This is a genomic window from Streptomyces sp. NEAU-174, from assembly GCF_052665095.1.
Map to the genome: position 1 here is coordinate 80,650 of NZ_JBQTCE010000002.1, position 18,598 is coordinate 99,247.

General features: G+C 71.7%; 10 protein-coding genes. 5 read left to right on the forward strand and 5 right to left on the reverse strand.

From position 1 onward, the window contains the following. The gene (locus ACT2CW_RS05360; RefSeq protein WP_445515714.1) at positions 1-7,350 is read right to left on the reverse strand and encodes a type I polyketide synthase; all 7,350 of its coding nucleotides are present in this window, start codon (positions 7,348-7,350) and stop codon (positions 1-3) included. A 241-nt stretch (positions 7,351-7,591) separates the two neighbouring features. On the opposite strand from ACT2CW_RS05360, the gene ACT2CW_RS05365 reads away from it, so the two are divergent. The 4 genes from ACT2CW_RS05365 to ACT2CW_RS05380 all read left to right on the forward strand — a co-directional run bounded on the left by ACT2CW_RS05365 (position 7,592) and on the right by ACT2CW_RS05380 (position 12,168). Continuing rightward, positions 7,592-8,404 carry an SAM-dependent methyltransferase gene (locus ACT2CW_RS05365; protein WP_182474008.1) on the forward strand — a complete coding sequence of 271 codons (813 nt, stop codon included), beginning with the start codon at positions 7,592-7,594 and terminating at the stop codon, positions 8,402-8,404. Positions 8,405-9,145: 741 nt separating this feature from the next. Further along, positions 9,146-9,916 (forward strand): AfsR/SARP family transcriptional regulator, encoded by a 771-nt coding sequence (locus ACT2CW_RS05370; RefSeq protein WP_037950606.1) that lies wholly within the window; start codon positions 9,146-9,148, stop codon positions 9,914-9,916. An 18-nt stretch (positions 9,917-9,934) separates the two neighbouring features. After that, positions 9,935-10,174 carry a DUF5988 family protein gene (locus ACT2CW_RS05375; RefSeq protein ID WP_445515715.1) on the forward strand — a complete coding sequence of 80 codons (240 nt, stop codon included), beginning with the start codon at positions 9,935-9,937 and terminating at the stop codon, positions 10,172-10,174. Positions 10,175-10,260: 86 nt separating this feature from the next. Then, positions 10,261-12,168 carry a Xaa-Pro dipeptidyl-peptidase gene (locus ACT2CW_RS05380; protein ID WP_445515716.1) on the forward strand — a complete coding sequence of 636 codons (1,908 nt, stop codon included), beginning with the start codon at positions 10,261-10,263 and terminating at the stop codon, positions 12,166-12,168. An 86-nt stretch (positions 12,169-12,254) separates the two neighbouring features. On the opposite strand, the gene ACT2CW_RS05385 is transcribed toward ACT2CW_RS05380, so the two are convergent. Beyond that, entirely contained in the window at positions 12,255-13,106 is an 852-nt protein-coding gene (locus tag ACT2CW_RS05385; RefSeq protein ID WP_445515717.1) for a class I SAM-dependent methyltransferase, read from the reverse strand. A 355-nt stretch (positions 13,107-13,461) separates the two neighbouring features. Continuing rightward, entirely contained in the window at positions 13,462-13,599 is a 138-nt protein-coding gene (locus ACT2CW_RS05390; protein ID WP_445515718.1) for a hypothetical protein, read from the reverse strand. Here ACT2CW_RS05390 and ACT2CW_RS05395 point away from each other — a divergent pair. After that, positions 13,598-14,623: a CapA family protein gene (locus ACT2CW_RS05395; protein WP_250853414.1), complete on the forward strand. Its 1,026-nt coding sequence runs from the start codon at positions 13,598-13,600 to the stop codon at positions 14,621-14,623. The genes ACT2CW_RS05390 and ACT2CW_RS05395 overlap by 2 nt on opposite strands. 21 nt (positions 14,624-14,644) lie before the next feature. Here the strand turns inward: ACT2CW_RS05395 and ACT2CW_RS05400 are convergent, their stop codons facing one another. Next, the gene (locus ACT2CW_RS05400) at positions 14,645-17,284 is read right to left on the reverse strand and encodes an ATP-dependent Clp protease ATP-binding subunit (protein ID WP_445515719.1); all 2,640 of its coding nucleotides are present in this window, start codon (positions 17,282-17,284) and stop codon (positions 14,645-14,647) included. A 100-nt stretch (positions 17,285-17,384) separates the two neighbouring features. Continuing rightward, a complete protein-coding gene (locus tag ACT2CW_RS05405) occupies positions 17,385-18,443 on the reverse strand; it encodes a PP2C family protein-serine/threonine phosphatase (RefSeq protein ID WP_445515720.1) in 1,059 nt (352 codons plus the stop codon). Between the last annotated feature and the right edge of the window lie 155 nt (positions 18,444-18,598).

Genomic DNA, 18,598 nt, shown 5'->3' on the forward strand with positions numbered 1-18,598 from the left:
TCAGGACACACCAAGCTCGTTGTCAATAAACTCAAGGACCTGATCCGCGGAGGCGGACTCCAGCCTCTGGGCCGCGCTCATCTCATCCGTCGGCTGCCGTGGCAAGTGCGTGCTCGGAGGGACGATCGCGGTGGGGGTGGCGTCGGTGCCGTCGGAGGTCAGCCGTCGCACCAGGTGGTGGGCGATGCCTTCCGGGGTCGGATGTCTGAAGATCAGGGCCGCGGGCAGCCGCAGACCCGTGGCGGCCGCGAGGCGGTCGCGCAGTTCGACGGCGGTCAGGGACTCGAAGCCCAGCTCCTTGAAGCTGGCCTCGGCGTGCACCGCCTCGGCATCGGTGTGCCCCAGCACGGCGGCGGCGTGGTCGCGCACCAGGGCGAGGAGGGTGCGGTAACGCTCCACGGCCGACAGCCGCGCCAGCCGGGCGGTCCAGTCGGCGGACGACGCTCCGGCGGCGGCAGCGGCGGCGCGCCGCCGTACGCCTCCGCCACCGGCACTCTCGGTCGCCACTGGGCCGGTGTTCAGGGAGCGCAGCTGATCGGCGTCGGCGGGGCGCAGCACCAGCGCGTCGATCGTCAGCACCGGGGCGCCCACCGCATCCGCGACGACGACGCGCAGTTCACGCTCGCCCTCGGGCTCGGCGGTCCGCGGACGGGGGGTGAGTCGGACGCGTACGGCGGTGGCCTCGGCCGCCCACAGGGACACACCGCTGATGGTGAACGGCAGCCACATCCGGCCGTTGCCCTCCTCCGCCCGGGTCGGGTCCATCCGTTCCATCCCGTCCATCAGCAGCGTCGGATGCAGCACCGCGTCCAGCAGGGCAGGGTGAATGCCGAAGCCACCGGGCTCTCCCGCGGCCTTGGGCAGCTCCACATCGGCCAGCAGCTCCGCGCCGTCCCGCCACACCGCGCGCAGCCCTTGGAATGCGGCGCCGTAGGCGTATCCGGATGTGGCGATCCGTTCGTAGAACCCGTCGGTGTCCACCGGCCGCGCTCCCGGCGGGGGCCAGGTCCCGGGCAACTCCCCCGACGGGTCTTCCGGTACGGCGGGGCCGAGGACGCCCACGGCATGGCACGGCCAGTCGGTGTCGCCACCCGTGCGCAGGCCGTCGTCGGGGAGGGAGTAGATCGCGATGTCGCGGCGGCCGTCGTCGGCGGGCGGGCCCACCACCACCTGGACACATCGGCCGCCCGTCGCGGGCATCACCAGCGGCAGCCGCAGCGCGAGTTCCTCCACCGCCCCGCAGCCGGCCTCGTCGGCCGCCCGCAGCGCCCACTCCACGAGTGCGGCTCCTGGCACCAGGGCCATGCCCGCCACCACATGGTCGGCGAGCCAGCCGTGCGTCTGCGGGGAGAGACGTCCGGTCAGCACATGGCCACTGCCGTCGGCGAGCCGCACCGCGGCGCCCAGCAGCGGGTGGTCCGCGGCGACCAGGCCGAGGGCGGCGGGGTCCCCGCCGGGCCCGCCGGGGGCGTCCAGCCAGTAGCGCCGACGCTGGAAGGCGTACGTGGGCAGATCGACCGTACGGGGTGGGGGGTCGGCCGGGAAGGCGGCCGACCAGTCCACCTCGGCCCCGGCGATGAACGCCTGCGCGACCGACTTCGTCAGCTGGGCCAGGTCCCCGTGGTCGCGCCGCAGGGTGGGCACCGCGGCGGCGCCGATCTCGGCGTGCTCGAAGCTCTCCCGCATCGCCATGGTGAGGACGGGATGGGTGCTGGCCTCGATGAACACCCGATGCCCTGCCGCCAGCAGCGCCTCGACGGCATCGGCGAACCGCACCCGCTCCCGGAGATTCCGCACCCAGTAGTCCGTGTCCAGGACGGATACATCGGTCCGGCCGCCGGTCACGGTGGAGTAGAACACCACCCCGGAGGATCCGGGCGCCTCCACCGGATCAACTCCCCTGAGCAGCTCGGTGAGTTCATCGGCGATCTCATCGACCTGGGGACTGTGCGAGGCGTAGTCCACCTCGATCAGCCGCGCCCGCTCGCCCGAGTCCTGACACGCGGCCACCACAGTGGCCACCTGCTCCGGCGGCCCGGAGACGACGGTGGACTCGGGTCCGTTCACCACCGCCACGACGACGGCGGTGGCGCGGTCGCCGAGCCCGATCAGCAGCTCCTCGGCCTGCTCCTGGCCCACGCCGAGGGAGGCCATGGCCCCGCCCCCGGCGAGTCGCCGCAGGGCCCGGCTGCGCAGCGCCACGACCTTCGCACCGTCCTCCAGGGACAGTGCTCCCGCCACCACGGCCGCCGCGATCTCGCCCTGGCTGTGGCCCACCACGGCGGCGGGGCGCACACCGTACTCGGCCCATACGGCGGCCAGGGACACCATCGCCGCCCAGAGCACCGGCTGCACCACATCCACCCGGCTCAGCCCGGCGGCGCCTTCGGCTCCCCGCAGGACATCGGTGAGCGACCAGTCGACGTGCGGCGCGAGCGCTCGTTCGCACTCCGCCACCCGGGCGGCGAACACCGGCGAGGCGTCCAGCAGTCCGGCGCCCATCCCGATCCACTGCGAGCCCTGTCCGGGGAACACCAGCACCGGGCCCGCGTCAACGGCCGCGCCGGAGCGGGTGACGCCCGGGCCCACCACGCCCGGATGCGTCTCGTCGGCGGCCAACGCCCCGAGGGCGGCGATGAGTTCATCACGGTCCGCGCCGACCACCACCGCCCGGTGGTCGAACGCCGTCCGGGTGGTGATCAGTGACCAGCCCACGTCCCGGGGCGACAGCGTGTGGTCGGGCGCCGTGTGGGCGGCCAGCTCCCGGGCCTGTCCCCGCAGGGCCTCGGCGCTGCGGGCGGACAGCACCCAGGGCACCGGCCGGTCGTCCGCGTCCGGCAGCGCGCCGCTGGGGGCGGGTTCCGGCTCGGGGGCCTGTTCCACGATCAGATGCGCGTTGGTGCCGCTGATGCCGAAGGAGGACACGCCCGCGCGGCGAGGGCGTTCGTCGCGCGGCCACTCCACCGGCTCGGTCAGCAGCCGCACCGCGCCGCCGTCCCAGTTGACGTGGGGGCTGGGCGCGTCGATGTGCAAGGTGGCGGGCAGCAGTCCGTGCCGCATCGCCATCACCATCTTGATGACGCCCGCCACGCCGGCCGCGGCCTGGGTGTGGCCGATGTTGGACTTCAGCGAGCCCAGCCACAGGGGCCGCTCTTCCGGCCGCTCCCGCCCGTACGTGGCGAGCAGGGCCTGGGCCTCGATCGGGTCCCCCAGCGTGGTTCCGGTGCCATGGGCCTCGACGGCGTCCACCTCGGCCGGGGACAGCCGGGCGTCGGCGAGGGCCTGGCGGATCACCCGCTGCTGGGAGGGCCCGTTCGGCGCGGTCAGACCGTTGGACGCGCCGTCCTGGTTGACCGCCGAGCCCCGGATCACCGCGAGCACCCGGTGGCCGTTCCGCCGGGCCTCGGACAGCCGCTCCAGGAGCAGCAGGCCGACGCCCTCGCCCCAGCCGGTGCCGTCGGCGGCGGCCGCGAACGGCTTGCACCGCCCGTCGGGGGCCAGGCCGCGCTGGCGGGAGAAGCCGGTGAACATGCCGGGTGCGGCCATCACCGTCACCCCTCCGGCCAGGGCGAGCGCGCACTCGCCCTGCCGCAGCGCCCGCACCGCGAGATGGATGGCCACGAGCGACGACGAACACGCCGTGTCCACCGACACCGCGGGCCCCTCCAGACCGAAGGTGAACGCCACCCGGCCGGACACCACGCTGGGGGTGCCGCCGGTCAGCAGATGGCCGTCGAGCCCCTTGGGCGCCTCGTGCAGCCGGGGGCCGTAGTCCTGGGGCATCACTCCGACGAACACCCCGGTGGGGCTGGACTGGAGGGCGGTGGAGCGGATGCCCGCCCGTTCGAAGGTCTGCCACGCGGTTTCCAGCAGCAGCCGCTGCTGTGGGTCGGTGGCGAGCGCCTCCCTTGGGCTGATCCCGAAGAACTCCGCGTCGAACTCCGGTGCGTCGTAGAGGAAGCCGCCCTCGTGGGCGTAGCTGGTGCCGGGGCGGTCCTGGTCGGGGTCGAAGAGTCCGGCCAGGTCCCAGCCGCGGTCCCGGGGGAACTCCCCGATCGCGTCGACGCCCTCGGCCACCAGCCGCCACAGCGCCTCGGGCGAGTCGACGCCGCCGGGGAAGCGGCAGCCCATGGCCACCACCGCGATCGGCTCGTCGGCGTCGCGCGCCGCGGGAGTCGTCGGCGCGGGCGGGGTGGCGGCAGGGGTGGTGTGGGCGCGCAGGTGGTCGGCGACGGCCAGGGGCGTGGGGTGGTCGAAGGTGAGCGTGGCGGTGAGGGGCAGCCCGGTGGCGGCGCCGAGCCGCTCGCCGAGTTCGGTCGCCGCGAGTGAGTCGAAGCCCAGCTCCTTGAAGGTGAGGCCGGGATCGATGGCGTCCGGCTCGGAGTGTCCGAGGACGAGGGCCACTTGGGTGCGTACGACCTCGAGCGGGTCCGGGCCCGGCCCCGTGTCGCGGGGCCCGGCCGTCTCTCCTACGGGCGCCGCCTGGTCCGGGGTGTTGTCCGTCCCGGTGGTGTGAGTGCCCCGCACGGCGGATTCGGGTGTGGTGGCGGGCCAGTAGCGGTCCCGCTGGAAGGCGTACGTCGGCAGGGGGACCCGCTGCCGGGGGTGCCCGGCGCAGGCGCGGTCCCAGGCCACTTCGGCGCCGCGGACATACGCCTGGGCCATGGCGGCGGCGAAGGTGCGCGCCTCGGGCCGGTCGCGGCGCAGTGCCGCCACCGCGGCCGGGCGTGGCCGCCCGGGGGCAGGTCCGGGCCGTGCGGCGAGGCATTCGCGGGTCATGGCGGTGAGCGGGGCGTCCGGTCCGAGTTCGAGGAAGGTGGTGACACCGGTGTCCAGGAGGGTGTGCACACCGTCCATGAAGCGCACCGCGTGGCGGGCGTGCCGGGCCCAGTAGTCCGGTGTGGCGAGCTCCGCGGCGGTGGCGAGCCGTCCCGTCACATTGGAGACGATGGGAATGGCCGGTGCGGAGAAGGTCAGTCCGGAGGCGACGGCACGCAGTTGGTCGAGCATGGTGTCCATGTGCGGCGAGTGGAAGGCATGGCTGACCTTCAGCAGCCGGGCCTTGCGGCCGCGCTCGCGCCATGTGGCGGCGGTCGCGTGGACGGCGTCGTGGTCACCCGAAATCACCACGGACGAGGGCCCGTTGACGGCGGCGAGGTCCAGTCGGTCCTCCATTCCGGCGAGCAGTTCCGCGGCCTCGTCCGCGTCGGCCTGGAGCGCGGCCATGGCGCCCTTCGCCGTGATGGCCTGCATCAGCCGGCCGCGGGCGGCCACCAGGGTGCAGGCGTCGGGCAAGGTGAGCACACCGGCCACATGGGCCGCGGCGATCTCGCCGACCGAGTGGCCCATCAGATGGCCGGGGGTGAGCCCCCAGGATTCGGCCAGCCGGTAGAGGGCCACCTCGATGGCGAACAGCGCGGGCTGGGTGTACGAGGTGCGGTCGAGCAACGCCGCTCGCGGGGACGGGGGTTCGGCGGACAGCACCTCGCGCAACGGCTCCGCCAACCGCCCGTCCAGACAGTCGCACACCTCGTCCAGCGCCGCGGCGAAGACCGGATAGACGGCGTAGAGCTCACGGCCCATGGCCGCTCGCTGGCTGCCCTGACCGCTGAAGAGGACGGCGAGACCGCCGTCCGCGACCCTGCCCCGCATCACTCCGGCGGCCTCCGTGCCGTTCGCCAGCGCGTCCAGTCCGCACAGCAGCTCGTCGGGGCCCTTCCCGAGGATCACGGCGCGGTGGGCGAAGGCGGTCCGGGTGGTGGCCAGGGAGTGGCCGATGTCGGCCGGGGAGAGGCCGTCGTGGTCCGCCAGATGGTCCCGTAGCCGCTCGGCCTGGGCACGCAGCGCCGCGGGGGTCTTCGCGGAGATCGGCCAGGCCACGACCGGGGGCGCAGGGGTGTCGGCGGGGGCGGACGCGGACGCGGTTACGGATACGGGTGCGGGCGCGGGCGCTTCGCCGAGGACGAGATGGCAGTTGGTGCCGCCCATGCCGAAGGAGCTGACCCCGGCGAGCAGCGGCCGGTCCGGGCGGGGCCACTCGCCGAGTCGGTCCTGGACCCGCAGCCCGAGTTCGGCCAGCGGGATCCGTGGGTTCGGAGTGGTGAAGTGGAGGCTGGCCGGGAGCAGTCGGTGGGTGATGGCGAGAGCGGTCTTGAGCAGTCCGACGATGCCCGCGGCGCCCTCGAGGTGGCCCACGTTGGTCTTGGCGGAGCCGACGAGCAGCGGTGTGCCGTCGGTCCGTACGGTGCCGAGCGCGGCGCCGAGTGCCGCCGCCTCGACGGGGTCGCCGACGGGGGTTCCGGTGCCGTGCAGCTCGACATACTGGACCGCGTCGGGTGAGACTCCGGCCCGCCGGTGGGCGGTGCGCACCACGTCCTCCTGGGCTGCCGAGCTGGGGGAGGTCAGCCCGTCGGTGGCGCCGTCGTTGTTGACGGCGGCCGCGTGGATGACGCAGTACACCGGGTCACCGTCGCGTACGGCCGCGGCGAGTGGTTTGAGGAGGACCGCCGCGCCGCCCTCGCCACGGACGAATCCGTTGGCGCGGGCGTCGAAGGTGTGGCAGCGCCCGTCCGGGGAGAGCCCGCCGAACTGGGCGGCGGCGGCCGCCATGCTGTCCTCGGTGAGGATGAGGTTGACGCCTCCGGCCAGGGCCAGGGTGCACTCCTGGCGGCGCAGGCTCTCGCAGGCGGTGTGCACGGCCACCAGCGAGGAGGACTGTGCGGTGTCGACGGTGAGGCTGGGGCCGCGCAGACCGTAGCCGTAGGAGACCCGGTTGGCGATCATGCTGCGGTGGGCACCGGTCATGGCGTGCCGGGTGGCCGCGGTGGCGTCCCGGCGCAGCAGGGCGGCGTACTCGTCCCAGATGGCGCCGACGAACACTCCGGTCGGGGTGTCCTTCAGCGTGCCGGGGCGGATTCCCGCGTCCTCGAACGCCTCCCAGGCGAGTTCGAGCATCAGCCGCTGCTGCGGGTCCATGGCCGTGGCCTCGCGGGGCGAGATGCCGAAGAAGGAGGCGTCGAAGGTGTCGACGCGGTCCAGGAAGCCGCCGTACCAGGTCGGCGCCGACCGGCCGGAGCCGTCGCTGACGGAACCGTCGGCGGCGGGACCCTCAGCGGCGGGACCCTCGGTGACGGAGCCATCCGTCGCGGAACCATCCGTCGCGGAGCCATCCGTGGCGGAGGCGCCGGTCCGGCGGCGGTCGTCCGGCATGGTGGTGATGGCGTTCCCGCCCTGCCGCAGCAGCCGCCAGAAGGCCGACGGGCCGGGTGCGTGGGGCAGGCGGCAGGCCATCCCCACCACGGCGATGGGCTCCGCGTGCTGAGGTGTGCGGGTGGGCTCGGCGCTATCCATCGCACCCCATACGGCGCTCGGCGAACGGCGTGTTCGTGGTCATGGTCGGCACTCCCGCTCCGGATTGATGATCGGTGCGAGCACGTGGCCCATCGTGGGGCGCGGTTCTAAAGCAAGACCAAATAGGCCACGGCCGGTGACTTTAGAGACGCGTTACCGGAACCCCGGACGATCGCTTGAGCGGGTGAGCCTTTATGTGCCCTGGGCCGACCCGATCTTTCGAGCACACAGGAGGAGTGCCATGACCTCTCCCTCGGCCGTGCCGCCGGGCGGCACGGTGTCGGACTACTACAGCTCGCTGGGCCCGCTTCTACAGATGGCGTGGGACGACAACTTCCACTTCGGCTACTGGGACGGCCCGTCCGATACCCGTTCGGTGCAAGAGGCCACCGATCGCTTCACGGATCTGCTGATCGAACGGCTGCGGGTGGGACCGGGAGACCGGGTACTGGATGCCGGCTGCGGTATCGGGAAACCGGCGATGCGGCTGGCGTCCGCCACCGGGGCCAATGTCCTGGGCGTCACGATCAGCGAGCTCCAGGTCAAGCAGGCGACCGAATCCGCCCGGCTGGCCGAGCTGTCCGACCGGGTGGCATTCCAATACGCCGACGCCATGGCGATGCCTTTCGACGACGCCACTTTCGACGCCGTACTCGCATTCGAATCGATCAATCACATGGACCGTCCGACGGCGCTGCGGGAGATGGCCCGTGTGCTGCGGCCGGGTGGCCGGGTGGTGCTCACGGATGTCACCCCGCCGAGCGACGGCAGTTATCAGCCGGACGACGACCCCGCCGTGGTCACCTCGCTGACCCGGCTGGAGGACTGGCCCGGGCTGGTCGGTGACGCCGGGCTGGTGCTCGATGAGCTGACCGATGTCACCGAGAACACCAAGGACACCGCCAACCGCATGATCGACGGCATCCTGCGCTGTCGCCGCGAGTTCGAGGCGCGCCACGGGGTCAGCGTGCAGGAGGTGCTGGACGCCGCCAAGTCGGCGCTGCCCACCGTGCCCAGCGCCGGCTGCGCCATCGTGGTGGCCCACAAGCCCTGAATCGGCGGGCGGCGGCGGGCGGCAAACCTGACGGTTATTCGAGAAGCCTTCATGGGTCCCGCGCAGACGGAATTTTCCGCTCCTCATCAAAGCGGCGCCAAGGGGCCCATGATCTCGCAAGATGCGCTTGTCCCGGCCGATGTGATCCGCGTATTCTCTTTCGCGGACTGCATCACCTCAAGTGCGGGATATCCGGACTCCGATCTTCCGGACAGTATTGCGAATACCCGCTCCGCACCGTCGAGGACGCCGCCTCGAGGGCGCGTATATCCGGATTCTAGGTGAGGTGGGTAGTCATAGGACTCGCTTACGATGTGGGGCACCTGCCGAAGGCGTCGATCTTGTCCATCCTCTGATTCCTCGGCGGGCCCGCGATAAAAGAGGGGTGAGTAATGGCAGTCGCGAACGGCGTGCGTCAGTGGATCCGGCGGCACCGCCCGTCCCCGTCCAGTGCGGAGCGGCCGGACCACTTTCCACACGCAAGCGGCTCGGCACGTGCCCACTTCCCATCCCCTTCGGGGTCGCCGGACTCCGGGGACGTGACAATTCCAGCGCGCCACCCGGACGGCAAGGGGCGACGATCCGCATGGACCGCCAGAGCCCGACCCGCACACGCGTTCGCCTCCGGAAGCAGACCGCCCTCGGAATCGAGCGACCACACAGACCACCCCGCGGGCAATTCCGGCAAAGGCGCCGACTGTCCCATGACCGCACTCGTCGGCGACTCGGATGGGGCACATCGTGCGATATGAGATCATGGGACCTCTCCGCGTAGTGGAAGAGGAGCGTAAATTAACCATCAGGGCGCGGAAGATCGAGGTCCTGTTGACCGTCCTCCTCGTCCGCGCCGATCAAGTGGTCCCGATCGACCAGCTCATCACGGAGATCTGGGGAGAGGATCCGCCGCGCCGGGCGATCGCCGGGCTCCATGTGTATGTCTCCCAGATCCGTAAGTTCCTGCGCCGGCCCGGCCAGCACGAAAGTCCCGTTATCACCCGCCCGCCGGGATATGTCCTGCGGCTGGGCCACGACCGCCTCGACTTCCACTGCTTCGAACGGCTGGTGTGCGAGGGCCGGGACCATCTGCGGGAGCGGCGTTACCAGCAGGCCACGGCGACTTTCGAAAGCGCACTCGATCTGTGGCGCGATCCATTGCTGGACGACGTATGCCATGGGCCGATCCTCGAAGGCTTTCAGACCTGGCTGAAGGAAGCGCGTCTGGAATGCATCGAAATGCTGACGGATTCCCGGCTCATGCTCGGCCGCCATCGCGAGCTGGTGAGCGATCTGTATCAGCTCACCACCGAGCATCCCCTGCGGGAGGCACTGCACCGCCAGTTGATGCTGGCGCTCTACCGCTGTGGCCGCCGGGCGGACGCCTTGCATGTGTATCAAGCGGCGCGCAAGACGCTCAATGAAGAACTCGGGCTCGAGCCGTGCCGGGCCTTGCAGGACATGCAACAGGCCATCCTCACCTCGGATGACCGACTGGAACTGCATGTTCCCGCTTGAGGAGGACCGCGTAAGGAGGTGGAGATATTGAGCGAACACGTCAGTTATCTGTCCGAGGGGAGTCCGATCGAGGTCGTCCTCGAAGGCGGACCGGACGATCTGCCCCGCGCATTCCGGACCGAGCGGTCGACGCTCGCCGGCAAGAAGCTCAAAATCCAGCACCGCGATGGATACGAGCACTTCGAACTCGTCAACGATTCCGCTGACATCACCACAGCGATCTTTCGCTGGACCATGCGTACGAAAATCGCCGAGTAGCCTCCATGGCTCCGGAACCCCGGGACCGCCGACCGGTCACCGCCGGCCGGTGGTCCCGGGCCGGGGGCCGTGGCCAGGAGGTCCGTATGCGTACTGCACGACGTACCGCACGATGGCGCGGGGTCGTGATCGCCGCGCTCACGATGTCGACAGCCCTTGCCGCACTGCCCGCCGGGCCCGCGTCGGCCCGGACAGCCACCGGACCCGTCACCAAGGTGGTGGACGGCCGCACCCAGCCGGTGTTCTCCTACGCGGACGCCGTGCGTGAGCATCTGATGGTCCAGACGCCGGTCGACAGCGACGGCGATGGCCACAAGGACCGGGTCGCGGTGGACATCATCCGGCCCAAGGAGACTCAGCGGGGTCTCAAGGTGCCGGTCATCATGTCGTCCAGTCCCTACAACGACACCGTGGGCCGCGGCTTCGAGTCGGAGCGCAAGAGCTACGACGCCCAGGGCAACCCGGCCAAGTTCCCTCTCTTCTACGACAATTACTTCGTCCCGCGCGGCTACGCCGTGGTCGATGTCGATGTGACCGGCACCGGCAGATCCGACGGCTGTCTGACGGTCGGCGGCGCCGCCGATGTGGCCGCCGCCAAGGCCACGATCGACTGGCTGGGCGGCCGCGCCACGGCGTACGCGGCCGATGGCAGCGAGGTGAAGGCCTCCTGGTCCACCGGCAAGGTAGGCATGATCGGCCACTCGTACGAGGGCATGCTGGCCAACGCGGTCGCGGGCACCGGGGTGGAGGGGCTGGAGACCATCGTCCCGATCTCCGGAGTCAGCTCCTGGTACGAGTTCGCCCGCACCAACGGCGCCAAGCACTGGAGCGGTTTCGCCTCGTACCTGACCACCGCGCTGGACACCGACCCGCCCCAGAAGTGCCAGGCGGTGCGCGAGCGGTTGCAGGCCGGTGAGGACGACGCCACCGGCAACTACAACGCCCACTGGGATGAGCGCAATTACATCGCGCGGCCCGCGCCCGAGGTGGACAAGGTGCGCGCGAGCGTCCTCGCCGCGCATGACCTCAACGACTACAACATCCGGATCAACCAGCTCGCGAACTGGTGGGACGCGCTGGCCGAGCGCGGGGTGCCGCGCAAGCTGTGGCTGGGCCGCTACGGCCACACCGATCCGTTCGACTGGCCCGGTCGGCGCGCGCAGTGGGTCGACACCGTGCACCGGTGGTTCGACCACTGGCTGTACGGCATCCAGAACGGAATCATGGACGAGCCCCGCGTCGACCTACAGACCGGTCCGGACACCTGGACGACCCAGGCCGACTGGCCCGCGGGCACCTCCTCGGTCCCCCTGCACCCCGGGCCCGACGGCTCGCTGGCGCTGAGTCCCGCGAGCGGCACCGGGACCTTCACCGACACCAAGCTGAGCGAGGCGGATCTCACCGCCGACCCGTCGGCGGACCGCCCCGGCCGGCTGGCGTTCATCACCCCGCCACTGCGCACCGGGGTGCGGCTGTCCGGCACACCCACCGCCGATCTGCGGGTCACGCTCGACAAGCCGACATCGAACCTCACCGCGCTGCTCGTGGACTACGGCGAGGACGAACGGATCGACTGGAACCGCAACGAACCCCAGAACCGGATCCACGACGGTCTGCGGGGGCTGGACGAGGAGTCCTGCCACGGGGAGAGCACCGCCCAGGACGACGCCTGCTATCAGCAGACCGCCAATGTGACGGCGCGCACATCCTCCGCGGTGATCGCCCGGGGCTGGATGGACGCCCAGAACCGCCACTCGCTCACCACCCCCGAGCCGCTGACCCCCGGCCGGTCCTACCGGATCACCTGGAAGACCCTGCCGGGCGACTACGAGCTCAAGCCGGGTCATCGGCTGGGGCTGGTCCTCGGCGGTACCGACGCCGACTTCCTCTACTTCGAGGACGCGACCGGGACGAAGGTGACGGTGGACCTGGGTGACAGCCGGGTCACCGTACCGGTCACCGCCGCCGGCAATCTCCCCAACTCCCTTCGCTGACGGGCGGGTTGACCAGGCCCGGGCCGCCACCACCGGCGGTCCGGGCTCAGTCCCGCAACCAGGCGCTCGGTCTCGAGTCCACGCGCTCAGCCCCGCGTCCAGGCGTGGATCACATGGGCATCGAGGTCCGCGTGTCCCGCGGCATCGCGGTGGCCGCTCTCGTACCGGGCCGTGAGGTCGCGGTAGCGGATGTCCTCCGTCGTGGAGAAGCCCAGTCGGCGCAGTTGATCCGCGAGCTCCTCCGGGGTGAAGAAGCTGAGGAAGGGCTCGCCGGCCTCGGCGGCCCACGCCGCGCGCGCCTCGTGCACGGCACGTTGCTCCGGTGGCAGCGCGTCCGGCGGCTCGCCGTAGTCGAAGACCACGCCCGAGCCGTCCGGCAGGGCCGCGATGAGGCCGAGCGTGTCCAGCACGGCGGTGTGGGTCAGATACGGCACCACCCCGAGCCAGAGGAAGAACGCCGGGCGGGCCGGGTCGAAGCCCGCAGCCGTCAGCCCGTCGGCCAGGCTCTGCCGCTCGAAGTCCACCGGCGCGAAGGTCAGTGACGGCGGTACGGGGATCTCCGCGGCGGACAGCCGGTCGCGCTTCCACTCCTGGGTGGCGGGGTGGTCCACCTCGAACACCCTGAGGCCCTCCGTCCCGTACGGATTGCGGCAGCCGAAGGTGTCCAGCCCCGCCCCGAGCGCCACCGCCTGCCGTACCCCGCGTGTCACGGCGGCCGCGACGGCGTCCTCGGCGAACCGCGCGCGGGCCGCCACGGACAGCCGTACGTCCTCGCGCCCGGGGTGGAAGGCCGCCTCGAGGACGGGGTCGTCCGCGTCGGCGGCGAGGATACGGAGCGCCAGCGGGTCGGAGAACACCCGGCCGCCCTCCAGCTCCTGGTGAGCGGCGCGGAACGCGGCCGCGCCGCGGGCGGTGATGCTGGGCCGGCCGGTCTGCATGGAACGTCCTCCCCCGAGGTCCCACCGCGGATGCCACGAGCGACCCCTTCATGGTGTCAGCTCCGGACCCCGCGCGCACCGCTAACAGCCCTTGTTTACAAGGGAGTTACGCGCTGAGACGGCCACCCGGGGACCGTCCCGGCGGCGGCGCCGCGCGGCGGGCGGGCATTGTCCCATCGATGGCCTCCGGACAGAGGTTGACCGGGCCCACCGGGTGCAACCGATCGGCCGAACCGGTGAAGCTCCCCACCACTCCGCAAGCCCCTCTGATGTCGTGCAATAAATATGACAATCCGACAATCAGAACAAAAGGGGTCCGGCATGGCCGGACCAGTGCGGAGTGCACCGTGTCCCATCACCCACGCCATCGGACGGCGCTTCTCGCCGTCGCCCTGCTCGGCGCCGCCACCGCGTGCGGCAGCGGGACACCGGCCGCCCCGAAGGCCGAGGCGAAGCCGTCGAAGACCTCGGCGGCGGCCAGAAGCGGGTCCATGAAGAACTTCACCCTCGTGGCCACCGGCGATCTGCTGGTGCACGCCTCGGTCATCCGGCAGGCGAAGGCGGACTCGGGCGGTGAGAGCTATGACTTCCGGCGCATGATCCGGGCGGCCGCCCCCATCGTCGCCCAGGCCGACCTGGCCATCTGCCATATGGAGACCGTCTACGGGGCCGCCCACGGGCCGTTCACCGGCTATCCGACCTTCAAGACGCCTCCGCAGCTCGCCTCGGCCGTGAAGGACGTCGGCTACGACTCCTGCTCCACCGCCTCCAACCACACCCTCGACGCCGGTCCCGAGGGGGTGGTCCGCACCCTCGACGCCATGGACAAGGCCGGGCTCAAGCACGCCGGATCGGCCCGTTCCGCCGCGGAGAGCGTCCGTCCCACGATCATGGAGGCCGGTGGCGCCAAGGTGGCCCATCTCGCCTACGCCTACGGCACCAACGGCATCCCCGTCCCCAAGGGCAAACCATGGCTGGTCAACCTCATCAATCCGGCGCGGATCATCAAGGACGCGCGGGCCGCGCGGCGCGCCGGGGCCGATGTGGTCGTCGTCAGCGTGCACTGGGGCACCGAGTGGCAACAGGCGCCGGACAAGCTCCAGCTCTCGCTCGCGAGGAAGCTCACCGCTTCCAAGCACGGCGGCCGCCGCGACATCGACCTGATCATCGGCACCCACGCTCATATCCCCCAGGCGTACGAGAAGGTCAACGGCACCTGGGTGGTCTACGGCATGGGCGACCAGATCGCCGGGGTGATGCCCGACAAGCGCGGCCAGATGGGCTCGGCGGCGCGCTTCACCTTCACCCCGCCCTCCGCCCCGGGCAGGGCGTGGCGGGTGAAGAAGGCGGAGTACATCCCGCACGCGGTGGACAACGACCCGATCACCCTGGTGAACCTTCCCCGGGCCCTGGAGAAGAGCCCCGGCAACCCGGGGTACACCAGCGCCCTGAGCACCATCCAGGAGGCGGTGCTCAGCCGGGGCGGCAAGAAGGACGGCCTGTCCATGGGGCGCTGACCGGGCTCGCCCCGGGTGGCGCTACCGCTCCGGTCCCTCCGTACCGCCCGGCCCCTCCGTCCCGCCCGGCCGCTCCGTGTGACCCGGGGGACCGAGCTGCCCCGTCGGCTCGGCGTCGTCCTGGGTGTGGAACACCAGCCGGTCGTCGTGCACATCGACCCGGACCTGGCTGTGCGCGGGCAGCTCGCCGCCGAGCAGCATCCGGGAGAGCGGATTGTCGACCTCGCGCTGGATGGTGCGGCGCAGCGGCCGGGCGCCGTACTCCGGCTGGTGTCCGTGCTTGGCCAGCCAGTCGACCGCGGCCAGGGTGAACTCCACGCCGACGTCCTGGGCGTGCAGCCGGCGCCGGGTCTCCTCCAGCAGCACATCGGCGATCTGCCGCAGCTGGTCGTCGGCGAGCCGGCGGAAGATGATGATCTCGTCGATGCGGTTGAGGAATTCCGGCCGGAAGTGCTCCCGCAGCGGGCGCAGCACCCGCTCCCGGCGCGCCGCGTCGTCGGCCTCCTCGCCACCGCCGCCGCCGAAGCCCAGCGGGCCACCGCGTCCGGTGATGGCCTCCGAGCCGAGGTTGCTGGTCATCACGATGACGGTGTTCTTGAAGTCGATGGTGCGGCCCTGGGCGTCCGTCAGCCTGCCGTCGTCGAGCACCTGGAGCAGGATGTTGAAGACATCGGGGTGGGCCTTCTCCACCTCGTCCAGGAGCAGCAGCGAGTAGGGCTGGCGGCGCACCGCCTCGGTGAGCTGTCCGGCCTCCTCGTGCCCGACGTATCCGGGTGGCGCGCCGACCAGCCGGCTGACGGTGTGCTTCTCCTGGTACTCGCTCATGTCGAGGCGGACCATGCGGTCCTCGCTGCCGAAGAGCGCCTCGGCCAGTGCGCGGGCGAGTTCGGTCTTGCCGACGCCGGTGGGGCCGAGGAAGAGGAAGCTGCCGCTGGGGCGGTTGGGGTCGGCGAGTCCGGCGCGGGCGCGCAGGACCGCGTCGGCCACGGCGGACACGGCCTCCTCCTGCCCGACGACCCGGCGGTGGAGGTGCTCCTCCAGGCTGAGCAGCCGTTCGCGCTCCTCCTGGGTGAGGCTGGAGACGGGGATTCCGGTCTGCCGGGAGACGATCTCGGCGATGTCCTCGACGGTGACCTCGGCGACGCGCCCGCCGTGGTACTGCGTTCCGGACGCCTGCGCGATCCGGTTGTTCAGCTCGGCGATCCGGTCCCGCAGCGAGGTGGCACGTTCATAGCTCTCGGACGCCACGGCCTGGTCCTTGTCCCGGGTGAGCTGCTCGACCTCCCGCTCCAGGGCGCGCAAATCGGTGCCGCGGGCGCTGGAGCGCAGCCGTACCCGGGCCCCCGCCTGGTCCATGAGGTCGATGGCCTTGTCGGGCAGGAAACGGTCGGTCAGATAGCGGTCGGAGAGCTCGACGGCGGCGAGCAGCGCCTCGTCGGTGTAGCGGACCTGGTGGTGGGCCTCGTAGCGGTCGCGGAGGCCGTGCAGGATGGCGACGGCGTCCGCGGAGGTGGGCTCGGGGACCATGATGGGCTGGAAGCGGCGGGCGAGCGCGGCGTCCTTCTCGATGTACTGGCGGTACTCCCGGAGCGTGGTCGCGCCCATCACATGCAGTTCGCCGCGGGCCAGCGCGGGCTTGAGGAGGTTGCTGGCGTCCATCTGGCCGCCCTCGGAGCCACCGCCGCCGGCGCCGACCACCGTGTGCAGCTCGTCGATGAAAATGATCAATTCGTCGGAGTTGGCGCGGATCTCGTCGACGATGCTGGTGACGCGCTGCTCGAAGTCGCCGCGGAAGCGGGTGCCGGCCACGACGCTCGCGATGTCGAGCTGGACGACCCGGCGGCCGAGCAGGATGTCCGGCACATCGGCGTCGCTGATCCGCTGGGCGAGCCCTTCGACGACGGCCGTCTTGCCGACTCCGGCCTCGCCGATGAGGACGGGGTTGTTCTTGCCGCGCCGGGCGAGCACCTCGATGCTCTGCTCGATCTCCTCGTCGCGGCCGATCACCGGGTCGATCCGCCCCTCGCGGGCCAGCTCGGTCAGGTCGCGCCCGAACCGGTCGAGGTTCGGGGTCTTCCGCTGGTCCATGACGGGCCTCTGATCGGCCGTGGGGGCGCTCGGGGTGAGGCCGCCGGTCGGCGGGCCGGGAGCCCGGGGCTCGAAGCGGGCGGCGCCCAGGATCTGCCCGGCGGTGGACTCGCGGTTGGCGGCGAGCGCGATCAGCACGTGTTCGGGGCCGATGTACGAGGAGCCGCGCGAGCGGGCTATCTCATGGGCGTCGAGCAACGCCCGTTTGACGGCCGGGGTGACGGCGACCGAGTTGCGCGGCGGCCCGCCGCCCGCCTCCCGGTCGATCTCCGCGGCGATCCGGTCGGGGTCGGCTCCGGCGCGCGAGACCATGGTGCGGGTGGGCTCGGCGGAGAGCGCCGCCCGCAGCAGATGCTCGGTGTCGAGGTCGGTGCTGCCGTGTTCGGCGGCGTAGGAGGCGGCGGCCGAGACGAGATGGCGTGCGTTCTCGCTCATCAGCCGGCCGAAGTCGACATGGCGCGAATCGGGCCGCTGCCCGGCCGGCCCGGTCCCGAGGAAGCGTGCGAGGAAGTCGCCGAGTGGATCCGGCCCGAAGTCCTCGGGGCCCTGATTCGGGCCCTCGTTCCCGCCCATATGACCAGTTTACGAGCGATCGAGGCCGATGTCCGTTCCTGGGCGGTGCCGCGAGCGGGCACCTCGGCCGGGGTGCGGCTGGCGGGCGCCGCCGGGTGCGTCAGCGCTCCACCCGGTGGCGTTCGAGGACGACCAGGGCGGCGTCATCGCCCTGGTGGCCGCCCGTGTGGCTGAGCAGATCGCGGTGCAGACAGTCGATGAGGTACTGGGGGCCGCCGCCGTCCGCTCCGGGGAGCCGCTCGGCGAGCGGGAAGAAGGTGCCCTCGCTGTTCCGCGCCTCGACCACCCCGTCGGTGTAGAGCAGCAGCCGATCGCCCTCCTCGAACGGGAAGACCTCGGTGTGGTAGCGGCCGGCCGCCAGGTGGCCGAGGCCCAGCGGCAGTGCGGGCGCCTGGCCCTCCAGCGCCTTGACACCGGAGTCGCACAGCAGGAGCGGCGGCGGATGTCCGCAGTTGACGAGGCGGACCACCGGCCGGTCGTCGGGGATCTCCAGCACGGCTGCGGTGACGAACGACTCCCCCGCCCCGGGCGCCTTGTCGCGGGGTTCGGTCCGCTCCGCGGACAGCGCGGTGTCCAGGTGGGACGCCAGATCGGTCAGCGGCACCGGCCAGTGGGCGATCGCCCGGAAGGCGCCGAGCACCAGGGAGGCGTCCGCGACGGCGGTCAGCCCGCTGCCCCGGACATCGCCGATGATCAGCCGGGTGGCGTTCGAGGTGCGCGCCGCCGCGTACAGATCGCCGCCGATCTCCGCCCCCGGTTCGGCCGCGAGGTAGACCGAGGCGATCACCAGCGGGCCGACCCTGACGGGGAGCGGGCGCAGCAGCACCCGCTGCGCCACATCGGCCACCGCCCGCACCCGGATCAGCTCGCGCATGTGCCGGTCGAGGACCGCGCGGAACAGCACGATCATCGCCGAGACCAGGGCGAGGGTGACCACCTCGGCCAGCCGGCCGGGATGGCCGAGGAACCCCTCCGAGGCGTTCGCCGCGATCTGCGCGAAGACGGCCAGCAGCCCGACGCACGCGGTGAGCACCGGACCGGCGAACGAGGCGGTCATGGCGGGGGCGGCGATCAGCAGCGGGCTGAGCCGGACACTTGCCGGTGCCAGCACGTCGCCGACCGTGATCAGCCCGATGACCAGCAGGGGGATCACGACCAAGACATGGGTCCGCCACCTTGGCCGGCGCAGATCCGAGAGACCTTGCCGCGAGTGCACATCTACTGCTTACGCCTGCCGTGGCCCCCGCGCCAACCCGTCGGCCCGGTCCACGACCGCGCCCCGGGAGGCGGCTGTCACACTTCCGGCCGCTGTCT